Source organism: Streptomyces sp. CA-294286 (assembly GCF_050947155.1).
Classification (GTDB): domain Bacteria; phylum Actinomycetota; class Actinomycetes; order Streptomycetales; family Streptomycetaceae; genus Streptomyces.
Genome location: NZ_CP192005.1, coordinates 4,201,481 through 4,214,460, shown reverse-complemented (window position 1 = coordinate 4,214,460; position 12,980 = coordinate 4,201,481). Strand labels below are relative to the sequence as shown.

At 71.3% G+C, this 12,980-nt stretch carries 9 protein-coding genes; 3 read left to right on the top strand and 6 right to left on the bottom strand.

All coding sequences use genetic code 11. From position 1 onward, the window contains the following. Window positions 1-237: 237 nt before the first annotated feature. A complete protein-coding gene (locus ACQPZG_RS23375) occupies window positions 238-693 on the bottom strand; it encodes an NUDIX hydrolase (RefSeq protein ID WP_433547686.1) in 456 nt (151 codons plus the stop codon). Between the two features lie 269 nt (window positions 694-962). Here ACQPZG_RS23375 and ACQPZG_RS23370 point away from each other — a divergent pair, with 269 nt between their 5' ends. Beyond that, entirely contained in the window at window positions 963-4,262 is a 3,300-nt protein-coding gene (locus ACQPZG_RS23370; protein WP_433547685.1) for a S8 family serine peptidase, read from the top strand. Between the two features lie 78 nt (window positions 4,263-4,340). Here the strand turns inward: ACQPZG_RS23370 and ACQPZG_RS23365 are convergent, their stop codons facing one another. Beyond that, a complete protein-coding gene (locus tag ACQPZG_RS23365; protein WP_433547684.1) occupies window positions 4,341-5,042 on the bottom strand; it encodes a nitroreductase family protein in 702 nt (233 codons plus the stop codon). A 150-nt stretch (window positions 5,043-5,192) separates the two neighbouring features. On the opposite strand from ACQPZG_RS23365, the gene ACQPZG_RS23360 reads away from it, so the two are divergent. Then, window positions 5,193-6,221, top strand: a complete 1,029-nt coding sequence (locus ACQPZG_RS23360) for an aspartate-semialdehyde dehydrogenase (RefSeq protein ID WP_433547683.1) — start codon at window positions 5,193-5,195, stop codon at window positions 6,219-6,221. Between the two features lie 252 nt (window positions 6,222-6,473). After that, on the top strand, window positions 6,474-9,053 hold the full coding sequence (gene pepN, locus ACQPZG_RS23355; protein WP_433547682.1) for an aminopeptidase N: 2,580 nt from the start codon (window positions 6,474-6,476) through the stop codon (window positions 9,051-9,053). A 236-nt stretch (window positions 9,054-9,289) separates the two neighbouring features. Here the strand turns inward: pepN and alc are convergent, their stop codons facing one another. The 4 genes from alc to ACQPZG_RS23335 form a co-directional block, all read right to left on the bottom strand. Continuing rightward, window positions 9,290-10,429: an allantoicase gene (gene alc, locus ACQPZG_RS23350; protein ID WP_433547681.1), complete on the bottom strand. Its 1,140-nt coding sequence runs from the start codon at window positions 10,427-10,429 to the stop codon at window positions 9,290-9,292. A 250-nt stretch (window positions 10,430-10,679) separates the two neighbouring features. Further along, window positions 10,680-11,591 (bottom strand): LysR substrate-binding domain-containing protein, encoded by a 912-nt coding sequence (locus ACQPZG_RS23345; protein WP_433547680.1) that lies wholly within the window; start codon window positions 11,589-11,591, stop codon window positions 10,680-10,682. Further along, window positions 11,588-12,532: a DMT family transporter gene (locus tag ACQPZG_RS23340; protein ID WP_433547679.1), complete on the bottom strand. Its 945-nt coding sequence runs from the start codon at window positions 12,530-12,532 to the stop codon at window positions 11,588-11,590. The genes ACQPZG_RS23345 and ACQPZG_RS23340 overlap by 4 nt, the downstream gene beginning before the upstream one ends. Window positions 12,533-12,731: 199 nt before the next feature. Next, window positions 12,732-12,962: a hypothetical protein gene (locus ACQPZG_RS23335; RefSeq protein ID WP_185026486.1), complete on the bottom strand. Its 231-nt coding sequence runs from the start codon at window positions 12,960-12,962 to the stop codon at window positions 12,732-12,734. Window positions 12,963-12,980 lie beyond the last annotated feature (18 nt).

Below are 12,980 nucleotides of genomic sequence, written 5' to 3'. Positions count from 1 at the left end.
GGCGACGGATGCGACGGCACGTCGCGAGGCAGGACCGTAAGCCGGCGGCGGGGGTTGACAGGCGGCGGACGGTTGACCCGGTTCCGGCCATTCGCACGCGCTCCTGCGGGTGCCCGGCGCGGAGACGCGTCCCGGGACTCTGGCACCGCGGGCACGCACGCGCCGCCCGGCACACGGCTGCGGCCGGGGCGCGCGGCCGTACGAGCCGCTGCGGCGCACGCCCCGCCCGTCCTTGTCTCAGCCCCGCTGCTCCACCCGTCCCGTGGAGGGCCGTGTGCGCCACAACTCCATTCCGGTATCGACCAGTTCGACCCGTTCCAGGTCCGCCACCGCGTCCAGCCGGTGCCACGCCGCGAGATCCGTGGAGCCCCCGGTCTCGCTCCGCAGCTCACCGCCGGTCACCTTCGCCTCGTACACGATCCGCAGCCCCTGGAAGTCGGCGAAGGAGCCGAGGCGGCGCGGGTACCTGCGGCGGATCGAGTCGAGCCCGAGCAGCTGGACCGGTTCGACCGCGTAGCCCGTCTCCTCGTCCACCTCGCGGACGACCGCGTCGAGCGGGTCCTCGCCGTGTTCGAGGCCGCCGCCCGGCAGCGTCCACCGCTTGGCCCCGTCCCGCGCCACCCAGCGGGCCAACAACACCTTCTCTTCCCGTACGCACACGGCGTAGGCGGCCACTCTCAGCTCTGCGTTCATCTGCCGAGGCTAGGCGGATCGGCTGTGGATTGCTCTTCGGACGGGTCAACCGGCCCCCCGGTGAGCGGTCGCGTCCGCCGCCCGGACGGGTGGCGCCGGCCCGGTGGCGGGAGGCGGCCAGTGGCGGAATTACGCCACGGTTGCATTACATGTCTGTCAACTCTCCCCAAACATCTGTCACTTACGACATGCTGACCGGTCATTGGGCACCGAAATCCGGACTCTCTCTGTCCGGACTTCTTCCAGATCCTTCACATTTTGGGATGCAGATGACCCTCGAAACCCCCCAGGGTTCGCCTCGCCGCTCCGGCGCGAGACGTACCGCGCGAATAACCTTCGCCGCCTCCCTCGTGGCCGCGCTGTGCGCGACCGCCCCGCTGCCCGCCTTCGCGGCGGACACCCCCGACCCCGCGCCCGTCACCCCGAAGTCCGCCACCGCCAAGATCGGCAGCGCGGACGAGGCACTCCTCGCCGAGGCCGAGGCCGCCGGGACGAAGGACGTCACCGTGATGGTGGCGACCGCCCCGGGCGCCACCGAGCAGGTCGCCGCGCAGCTCGACGCGGTGCAGGGCTCGATCGTCGGTCACACCGACGACAAGCTCGGCTACGTACGGGCGACGCTGCCCACGGCGAAGGCGGACGCGGCGCTGAAGGCCGCCGCCAAGCTCTCCTCCGTGCACGGCATCGACCTCCAGCACGAGATCATGCTGGACGACCCGACGCCGGCCGGTGACCGCGCCGAGGGCGCGACGAAGGCCGCCGCGGGGCAGAAGTACCCGGCGCCGGGCAAGAACACCCCCGCCGTGAACCCGTACAACCCGTCCCACGAGACGGGCGCCGTCGACTTCGTGAAGAAGAACCCGAAGGCGGACGGCCGCGGTATCACCATCGGCATCCTGGACTCGGGCATCGACCTCGGGCACCCGGCACTGCAGAAGACCACCACCGGCGAGCGCAAGATCGTCGACTGGGTGACGGCCACCGACCCGGTCAAGGACGGCGACGCGACCTGGCGCCCGATGGTCACCGAGGTCAGCGGGCCCACCTTCACGGCGTCGGGCCGGACCTGGTCCGCGCCCGCGGGCACGTACAAGTTCAACGTCTTCCGTGAGGCCGCCACCGTCGGCGGCGACATGGACGGCGACCTGAACCGCGACGGCGACACCACCGACGTGTGGGGCGTGCTGTACGACCCGGCCACCGGGACCGTCCGCGTGGACCTGGACGACGACGGCGACTTCGGCGACGAGGTCGCGATGTCGCCGTACAAGGACAAGTTCCAGGTCGCGTACTTCGGCAAGGACGACCCGAAGACGGAGATCGCCGAGCGGATCCCGTTCGTCGTGGAGACCCGCAAGGACGTCGTGTACAACGCGGCCGGCGCCAAGGCCGACTTCGTCAACATCGGCGTCATCGAGGGCTCGCACGGCACCCACGTCGCCGGTCTCGCCGCCGCCAACAGCCTCTTCGGCGGCAGGATGAACGGCGCGGCCCCCGGCGCGAAGCTGGTGTCCTCCCGCGCCTGCACGTGGTCCGGCGGCTGCACCAACGTCGCGCTGACCGAGGGCATGATCGACCTCGTCACCAAGCGCGGCGTCGACATCGTCAACATGTCGATCGGCGGCCTGCCCGCGCTCAACGACGGCAACAACGCGCGCGCCGAGCTCTACACGCGCCTGATCGACACCTACGGCGTGCAGCTGGTCATCTCGGCCGGCAACAGCGGCCCGGGTACGAACACCATCGGCGACCCGTCCCTCGCGGACAAGGTGATCTCGGTCGGAGCGTCCATCTCCAAGGAGACCTGGGCGGCCAACTACGGCTCGATCGTGAAGAAGAAGTACGCGATGATGCCGTTCTCCTCGCGCGGTCCGCGTGAGGACGGCGGTTTCGCGCCGACGATCACCGCGCCCGGCGCCGGCATCAACACCACCCAGACCTGGTCGCCCGGCGGCCCGGTCGCCGAGGCCGGTTACCAGCTGCCGCCCGGCTACTCCATGCTCCAGGGCACCTCGATGGCGTCCCCGCAGGCCGCGGGCGCCTCGGCGCTGCTGCTGTCGGCCGCCAAGCAGGCAAAGATCGACCTGCCGCCCGCGAAGCTGCGGACGGCACTGGTCAGCCAGGCCGACCACATCAAGGACACGCAGGCCCACGAAGAGGGCGCCGGCGTGATCAACGTCGTCGACGCCTGGAAGTCGATCCGCAAGAACGCGACGGCGCACGAGTACACGGTGAAGGCCCCGGTCGACACCGCGATCGACGAGGCGCTGAAGACCCCCGGCTTCGGCACCGGCCTGTACGACCGCGAAGGCGGTCTGAAGACCGGCCAGAAGAAGGTCTACGACATCACGATCACCCGCACCACGGGTCCGGCCACTCCGGTCCGCCACGAACTGCACTTCGAGAACAACGACGGCACCTTCAAGGTCGTCGGCAACGACGTCGTGCGGCTCCCGCTGAACCAGCCGGTGACGGTGAAGGTGTCCGCCCAGGCGCGCACCGCCGGCATCCACAGCGCGATCCTGGAGGTGTCCGACAAGGCCACCGAGGGCATCGACAAGCAGATCCTCACCACGGTCGTGGCCGCCGACGAACTGGCGAAGCCCTCGTACTCGGTGAAGAAGTCCGGTGTGGCACAGCGCAACAGCCACACCTCGTACTTCGTGACGGTCCCCAAGGGCGCGAAGAACCTGGAGGTCGCGCTCGGCGGGCTCGCCGCGGGCAGCCAGACGCGCTTCATCGCGATCCACCCGTACGGCGTCCCGTCCGACCCGACGTCGACGGTCAACTGCTACCCGAACTACGCGAACCCGGCCAACACCTGCCGCCCCGACGTGCGCTCCTACCCGGAGCCGCAGCCGGGCGTGTGGGAGATCGAGGTCGAGTCCCGCCGTACGTCGCCGCTGCTCGACAACCCGTACACGCTGGACGTGACGGTGCTGGGCGCGGACTTCGACCCGGCGGTCACGGTCGTCCCCGAGGCGAAGGTCGGCACGCCGACCCCCGCCGAGTGGAAGGTCACCAACAACTTCGCCGCGCTGGACGGCAAGCTGAAGGGCGGCCCGCTGGGCTCGGCGAAGATCGCCAAGCCGACGATCAAGCACGGTGAGGACCAGGAGAGCACCGTCGTCCTCGGCGAGGGCGTGGAGCGTCTGGACGTCGCCATCGGCAAGGTCTCCGACGCCCAGGCCGACCTGGACCTGACGGTCCTCAAGGACGGCAAGCAGGTCGGCAGCTCCGCCGACGGCGACTCCGAGGAGTCCGTCAGCCTGGTGAAGCCCGCCGCCGGTACGTACACGGTCGTCGTGTCCGGGTACTCCGTCCCGGCCGGTACGACCACCTACGACTACCGCGACGTGTTCTTCTCCCCGGCGCTCGGCTCGGTCACCGTGGACGAGACGAAGCCGGTGAAGCTCGCCAACGGAGCCACGGCGCAGCTCAGCGCCTCGGTGAACGTCGCGGGCGCGGCGCCCGAGGGACGTCAGTTCTTCGGCGAGGCCCAGCTGGTGACCGCGCGCGGCACGGTCGCGGGCAAGGGCAGCGTGCAGATCGAGAAGGTCACGCAGTAACGGGTGATCCTCAGCACCACGTGAGGTGAGGGGGGCGGGCCGGGAGACTTCCGGTCCGCCCCTTTCGCGTGCCCGCGCTCACACCTCGACGAGCACCTGGTCCAGGGACTTGCGCACCAGGTCCGGCACCACGCAGTCGTCCGCCGGGTAGCCGACCGGGATCACCGCGAACGCCTTCTCGTTGACCGGGCGCCCCAGCACCTCGCCGAGGAAGCGCATCGGGCTGGGGGTGTGGACGAGAGCGGCGAGGCCGGAGAGGTGCAGGGCGGAGAGCAGCATGCCGACCGCGATGCCGACGGACTCGTCCACGTAGTAGTGCTTGCGCTTGGTGCCGTCCTCGGCGAGCCAGTAGCGCTGCTGGAAGACGACGATCAGGGCGGGCGCGTCGGTGAGGTGGGGTTTCACCTCGTCGGTGCCGAGCGGGCGCAGGGCTTCGAGCCACTCCTCGCCGAGGCGGCCCTCGTAGGAGACCTGTTCCTCGGCCTCCGCCGCCTCGCGTATCCGGCGGCGCACGTCCGGGTCCTTGACGAGGACGAAGGTCCAGGGCTGCTGGTGGGCGCCGGAGGGGGCGGTGGCGCCGCACGCGACGGCGTCGCGCACGACCTGCTCGGGGACGGGGTCGGTGGAGAACTGCCGGACGGTGCGGCGCTCGTCCGTGCGGGCCCTGAGTTCGGCGGCGCGGGCCAGGGATGCGGCGGCGTCCATCCGGGCGGGGGTGTAGGGGACCGGCCGGTAGGGGTCGCCGTGGGTCGGTGTCCACTTGTTCTTTGTCACAGACATGGCCAGAGCATGGCCGGGGCAGGGGCCCCCTGTCCCGTACTTCGGACAATCGATTGGACAAGGCGGAGCGCACCTCCCGCATCATGGGTGCCAACGCCGCAGGTCGTCGCGCCTGCGACAGAGCCTGCGTACACAGACTGAGGAGTCACCGTGAGGGTCGGAATCGTCGGAGCCACCGGTCAGGTCGGCGGAGTAGTGCTGCGCATCCTCGCGGAGCGGAAGTTCCCGGTGCGGGAGCTGCGGCTGTTCGCCTCCGCGCGGTCCGCCGGGAACACGCTGGAGTGGGACGGCAAGCCGGTCACCATCGAGGACGCCTCCACGGCCGACTACACCGGGCTCGACATCGTGATCTTCTCGGCCGGCGGTGCGACGTCCAGGGCGCTCGCGGAGAAGGTCGCCTCGCAGGGCGCCGTCGTCATCGACAACTCGTCGGCCTGGCGGCGCGACCCCGAGGTCCCCCTCGTGGTGTCCGAGGTGAACCCGCACGCCGTGACGGACCGGCCCAAGGGCATCATCGCCAACCCGAACTGCACCACGATGGCCGCGATGCCGGTGCTGCGCCCGCTGCACGACGAGGCCGGCCTGACCGCGCTGATCGCGACCACCTACCAGGCCGTCTCCGGTTCCGGTCTGGCGGGCGTCGCCGAGCTGGACGGCCAGGTGAAGAAGGTCGTCGACCAGGCGGCCGAGCTCACCCACGGCGGCGACAAGGTCGAGCTGCCGGAGCCGAACGTCTACAAGAAGCCGATCGCCTTCAATGTGCTGCCGCTCGCGGGCAGCATCGTCGACGACGGTTCGTTCGAGACCGACGAGGAGCAGAAGCTCCGCAACGAGTCCCGCAAGATCCTGGAGATCCCGGACCTGAAGGTGTCCGGCACGTGCGTGCGCGTCCCCGTGTTCTCCGGCCACTCGCTCCAGGTGAACCTGCGCTTCGAGCGGCCGATCGGCGTGGAGCGCGCCTACGAGCTGCTCGGCGGAGCCCCGGGTGTCGCCCTGTCCGAGGTCCCGACGCCGCTTGAGGCGGCGGGCCAGGACGTGAGCTACGTCGGCCGCATCCGCGTCGACGAGACCGTCGAGAACGGACTCGCCCTCTTCCTGTCCGGCGACAACCTGCGCAAGGGCGCGGCGCTGAACGCGGTGCAGATCGCGGAGCTGGTGGCGGCGGAGCTGAAGGGCTGACGCGGACGCGCCGGCGGAGGGCGGGGCGGAACCCCTCGCGGGTTCCGCCCCGCTCTGCGCGGTGGCGCGCACCCGCGGGCCCGTCCGGCGGCCGCGGACGCGGACGGGCCCGCGGGTGCGCCGTGCGGGCGCGGCAGGGGCACTTCGGCCGGCACCCCGCGTACTCCTCGGGCAGCACCTCCATGGCCACCGGCTCCCGGCGGGTCTCGTGGAAGGATGGCCCCGAACGTCACGATCCGAGGAGATGACAGGGTGCCCGGTACCAATCTGACCCGCGAAGAGGCGCAGGAGCGCGCGCGGCTGCTCACGGTGGAGGCGTACGAGGTCGAGCTGGACCTCAGTGGTGCGCAGGAGGGCGGTACGTACCGCTCGGTGACCACGGTGCGTTTCGAGGCGGCCGAGGACGGGGCGGAGAGCTTCATCGACCTGGTCGCGCCGGCCGTGCACGAGGTCGTGCTGAACGGTGAGCCGCTGGACGCGAAGAGCGTGTTCGCCGACTCGCGGATCGCGCTGGCCGGTCTGCGCGGCGGCGCCAACGAGCTGAAGGTCGTCGCGGACTGCGCGTACACGAACACCGGTGAGGGCCTGCACCGCTTCGTGGACCCGGTCGACGAGCAGGCGTACCTGTACACGCAGTTCGAGGTGCCGGACGCACGCCGGGTGTTCGCCTCGTTCGAGCAGCCGGACCTGAAGGCGACCTTCCAGTTCACCGTGAAGGCTCCGGCGGGCTGGACCGTGATCTCCAACTCGCCGACGCCCGAGGCGCCCGCGGACGACGTGTGGGTCTTCGCGCCCACGCCGCGGATCTCCACGTACATCACGGCGCTGATCGCCGGCCCGTACCACGCGGTGCACTCCACGTACGAGGGCCCCGACGGGCAGTCGGTGCCGCTGGGCATCTACTGCCGTCCCTCGCTGGCGGAGTTCCTGGACGCGGACGACATCTTCGCGGTCACCCGGCAGGGCTTCGACTGGTTCCAGGAGAAGTTCGACTACGCCTACCCGTTCGCCAAGTACGACCAGCTCTTCGTGCCGGAGTTCAACGCGGGCGCCATGGAGAACGCGGGCGCGGTCACCATCCGCGACCAGTACGTGTTCCGCTCGAAGGTCACGGACGCCGCGTACGAGGTGCGGGCGGAGACGATCCTGCACGAGCTCGCCCACATGTGGTTCGGCGACCTCGTCACGATGGAGTGGTGGAACGACCTGTGGCTGAACGAGTCGTTCGCCACGTACACCTCGATCGCCTGCCAGGCGTACGCCGAGGGCTCGAAGTGGCCGCACTCCTGGACGACGTTCGCCAACTCCATGAAGACGTGGGCGTACCGGCAGGACCAGCTGCCCTCCACGCACCCGATCATGGCCGAGATCCGCGACCTGGACGACGTGCTGGTCAACTTCGACGGCATCACGTACGCCAAGGGCGCGTCCGTGCTCAAGCAGCTCGTGGCGTACGTCGGCATGGACGAGTTCTTCCGCGGTGTGCAGGCGTACTTCAAGGCGCACGCGTTCGGGAACACGCAGCTGAGCGACCTGCTCGGTGCGCTGGAGGAGACCAGCGGGCGCGACCTGGCGAACTGGTCGCAGAAGTGGCTCCAGACGGCCGGCATCAACGTGCTGCGGCCGGAGATCGAGACGGACGAGGACGGTGTCATCACCTCCTTCGCCGTCCGGCAGGAGGCGCCCGCGCTGCCCGCCGGCGCGAAGGGCGTCTCCACGCTGCGCCCGCACCGCATCGCGATCGGCCTGTACGACCTGGACGCGGCCGGGAAGCTGGTGCGCAGCGACCGTGTCGAACTGGACGTCGACGGCGAACTGACCGCGGTGGACGCCATGGTGGGCCGGGCACGTCCGGCGGTCGTCCTGCTCAACGACGACGACCTGTCCTACGCCAAGGTCCGGATGGACGACGAGTCGCTCGCCACCGTCACCCAGCACCTCGGTGACTTCACCGAGTCGCTGCCGCGGGCCCTGTGCTGGGCGTCCGCCTGGGACATGACGCGCGACGGCGAACTGGCCGCCCGCGACTACCTGTCGTTGGTGCTGTCGGGCATCGCCAAGGAGTCGGACATCGGCGTCGTGCAGTCGCTGCACCGTCAGGTGAAGCTGGCGATCGACCTGTACTCGGCGCCGTCCTGGCGCGAGGCCGGGCTGACGCAGTGGACGGACGCGACGCTCGCCCACCTGCGGGCGGCCGAGCCGGGCAGCGACCACCAGCTGGCGTGGGCGCGGGCGTTCGCGGCGACGGCGCGCACGCCGCAGCAGCTGGATCTGCTGCGGGGGCTGCTGGAGGGCAGCGAGTCGGTCGAGGGCCTGGCGGTGGACACCGACCTGCGGTGGGCGTTCGTCGGCCGGCTGGCCGCCTGCGGGGTCTTCGACGAGGAGGAGATCGCGGCGGAACTGGAGCGCGACAACACCTCGGCGGGCAAGCAGCACGCGGCTTCGGCGCGGGCGGCACGGCCCACCGCGGAGGCCAAGGCGGAGGCGTGGGCCTCGGTCGTCGATTCCGACGCGCTGGCCAACTCCCTCCAGGAGGCGGTCATCGGCGGCTTCGTCCAGACCGATCAGCGCGAACTGCTCGCTCCGTACACGGAGAAGTACTTCGCGGCGGTCAAGGGCGTGTGGGAGTCGCGCTCGTACGAGATGGCGCAGCAGATCGCCGTGGGCCTCTACCCCGCGCTCCAGGTCTCGCAGGAGACCCTGGACGCGACGGACGCCTGGCTGGCGTCGGCGGAGCCGAACGCGGCGCTGCGCCGGCTGATGTCGGAGTCGCGGTCCGGTGTGGAGCGGGCGCTGAAGGCCCAGGCGGCGGACGCGACGGCGGCCTCCTGAGCGGTGGCGCTTCCCGCGCGAGCGGCGGCGGGCGCACGTCGGTGCTGATGAGGGGTGCCGTGTGGGCGGCGGCGCCCCTCGCGCGAGCGGCGCCTCGTCACCGGTGGCACCGCCTCGGGCGCCACGCGGTGCGGTGCCTGAGCGGTGCGGTGCCGGTGCGGTGCGGTGAAGTGGGATGACGGAGGGCCCCGGGGAGTGTGCACCGGGGCCCTCTGTCGTTCTTCTCGCGCCGTCGGCTACTGGCTCAGGTCCTCGTAGCGGGCGCGGAGTGCTGCGGTGCCCTGCTCGGTGACCGTGCCGTGCAGGCGCATGCGGGCGACGCCGCCGTCCGGGAAGGCGTCGAGGCGCACGTGGGTGGCGACGGCCTGCGCGGCGAGCTTGAAGCGGTGCAGGGTGTCGGGCTGGAGCTTGGTGCGAGGCAGGATCTCGAACCAGTCGCCGGTGTCGCCGTTGCGTCCGCTGAGCGCGATCCAGCCGGCCGAGTTGCCCTTGAGGTACGCGGTGTCGATCTCGACGGCGCGGATCGCTCCCTGCGCGAGGAGCTTGAAGCGCACCCAGTCGTTGGTGTCGCGGACCCGGCGGCGGCGGTTCTCCCAGCCGTCGTCCATCTTGCGGGACGTGCCGGGGAGGATGATCTGGGTGGGCGAGGAGTAGAACTTGTCGGACGCGTCCTCGTAGGTGCCGCCGTTCTGTACGGCGACCAGGTCGACGGTGCCGAGAAGCTGCAGCCACTCGGGGTCCGGGACGACCTCGCCGTGCACGCGGAGGCGGGCTATGCCCCCGTCGGGGTGCTGGCAGACGCGTACGTGGGTGAAGCGGCGTTCGGCGGTGACGGTGAACGCGTTGGCGGCGTGCCCCTTCACCGGGGTGACCGGGACGATCTCCTCCCACTTCACGTCGGCGGCGAGGAGTTCCTCGGCGCTCGGCGAGCCCTCGACGGCGGTGGCCTGCACGCTGACGCGCTGCGGGTAGTTGCCGCGGAAGTGGGCGGTGTCGACGACGATGCCGCGGATGACGCCGGGAGCGCCGAGGCGGACGAGCGCCCAGTCGTGGTCCTCGGGCTCGGGGAAGGGGTTCGCGGCGTCCGTGCCGCGGCGGCGGCGGGTCTCCCAGCCGTCCATGATCTTGCCCTTGTGCCCGAAGTGCTCGGGGTCGAAGACGGCGCGCTCACGGATGAGGAGGTTCTCCCGCTCGGCGAAGAACTCGTCGTTGGCGGCGAGCACACCGGCGCCGAGGCGACGGTCGGCGAGGTCCACGAGCTCGGTGAAGGGCAGACCGGCGGTGAAGTCCCGGTAGTCGGCGTACGGGTCGCCTCCGGCGTAGGGGGAGGCGTCGTTGGCGTGCGGATCGGCGGCGTTCACGTCGGTCGTCGTCATGCCCTCGACTGTGCGGCCCGCCGACCTCGCAGGTCCATCGAAAGTTTCCGCAAAGCCTCTTAAGAAAATCCGAAAGGTCGGGTGCCCCCGGGCAACGCTTGTGCGGCCGAGCCCGCCTCCACCCACCCGCAGACCTCTCGGGCGGCGGGGCCGCCCCCGGGGGCGGAACGGGCGGGCAAGGGGGCGGCCCCCCACCGGAGGTGCACCCCCTCGCCCCTCCGTACCCCCCGCCCCGTACGCCCCCGTCCCCTCATCCCCGCTCGCCCGCGATCCCCCGCAGCGCCCCCAGTACCCGACCCACCCCCGCCCCTTCCTCCGCCCCCCGCCGCACCGCGGCGATCACGTGCCTGCGGGGCTGGTCCGCCTCCAGCACCCGCATCACGACGCCCGCCCCCGTCCCCCGCTCCGCCACCGCCATCCGCGGCACCAGCGCGACGCCCATGCCGGCCTCGACCATGGCGAGGATCGCCGTCCACCCCGCCGCGCTGTGCGCCTGTTCCGGTACGAAGCCCGCCGCCTCGCACGCGGCGCGCGTGATCTCCGACCACGGGCCGCTGCCGCCGAAGATCCACGCCTCCCCGGAGAGGTCCGCCAGCCGCAGGCCGGGCGTGGCGGCCAGCGCGTGCCCCGCCGGGAGCGCCACGTCGAGGGGGTCCGCCAGCAGCGGGATGCGGGCGAACTGGGGATCGCGGACGGTGGGGGCGTGCGCGGCCAGGGACAGGGCCAGGTCCACCGCGCCGTCCGAGAGGAGTTCGTACGCCTCGGCCGCCTCCGCCTCCCGCACCCGCACGTCGAGGCCCGGGTGCGTCTGCCGCAGCCGCCGTACCGCCGGGACGACGAGGGCGGGGACCGCGGTCGAGAACGCCCCGATCCGCACCTCCCCGCTCTCGCCCCGCCCGTACCCCTCCAGTTCGGCCTCGGCCCGTTCCAGCTGGGCGAAGACGACCTCCGCGTGCCGGAGCACGAGGTGGGCCGCGTCCGTCAGGCGCACCCGCCGCCCGTGCGCCTCCAGCAGTGTCACGTTCAGCTGTTTCGCCAGGTTGGAGAGTTGCTGGGAGACGGCGGACGGCGTCATCAGCAGCGCCTGCGCCGTGGCGGTCACGGTGCCCCGGTCGCGCAGGGTGCGCAGGATCCGCAGCTTCTTGATGTCCCACTCGGTCATGACCGCAACCTACGTCGGCCGGCGCCTCCGCCTGCCCCCAGCACCACTCCGCCGAGGATCAGCACCATGCACAGGATCTGGAACGGGCCCGTCCGCTCGCCCAGGACGGCGTACGAGAGCAGCGCCACGCACAGCGGCTGGAGGTAGTAGACGATTCCCGCGCGGGCCGCGCCGATGAGGGAGATGGCCTTGTTCCAGGCGAAGAAAGCGAGGGCGGAGGAGAAGACGCCGACGTACAGCAGCGGGCCGACGGTCCCCGGGCGGGCCTCGAAGCCGCCCTGGACGGCGAGGCTCACGCCGTACACGGGGGCGAGCATCAGCGCCCCGAGGACGAAGGTGGTGAAGAGGAGGGTGAGTCCGCCGAGTTCCGCAGGCTTGCGGCGCAACAGGGCGCTGTACGAGCCGAAGCACAGGGCGGCGGCGATCATCCAGAACGCGCCGGCGGACAGACCGAGGGAGAGCGAGCCCTTGCTGACCAGGAGCAGCACCCCGGCGCAGGCGACCGCCATCCCGACGACACGGCGGGCGCCCAGGCGCCTGCCGCCGAGCCGCTCGTACGCCGCCATGACGACCGGCGAGGCGGCCATGATCATCCCCATGGTGCCGGCGGGGGTGTCGAGTCCTGCCTGATTGACGAGGGTGTTGTAGGCGGTGACACCGAGCAGCGAGGCGAGGGTGAGGAAGCCCAGGTGACGGCGGATCAGGGCGCGTTGACGCCAGGTCTCGCGGAGGGCGAGGGGGGCGACGACGAGCAGGGCGACGAGCCATCGCCAGAAGGCGGCCTGGACGGGCGGGACGGAGTCGTGCAGTCCGCGTGAGGTGACGAAGCTGCCGGACCACACGACGGTGGCGACGGCGGCGAGGAGCAGGCCCAGACCCACCCCCCTGGTCGCTGCTGCCGCGGTGGTCCCCGGTGTGCGGACACGGTCCAGAACTGCCATCGCTGCTCCCCCAAGGTGATCGGTGTTCCCGGTACGGGTTCCACCGTCGCCCCGGAGGGTCGTTCAGGTCCATCGAAACTTTTCGACGAGACCCTTCAGGAAATACGAACGAAGGGGTGTCCGGACAACGCGACGAGGGCGTCGGCGGCCCGCACCGGAGTGCGGGCCGCCGACGCCCTCGCAGGAGCGGGAGCCGCCGTCAGACCTGCTTGCGCGACTTGTCGAGCACCATCACCAGACCGGCGATGACCACGAACAGCGCGATCGGCAGCACGACGAACAGGCCGAGGGTCTCGGCGACGCTCAGGCCGGGGCCCGGATCGTCACCGTCGTCCCGTACGACCGCGAGCGCGGGAGACGACAGGAGCAGCATCATCAGCGTCGTACCGGTCGCGACAGCGCCGGCGCGCAGAGCGTTCTTCTTGTCCACGGTGCAAAAGTAGCGAAC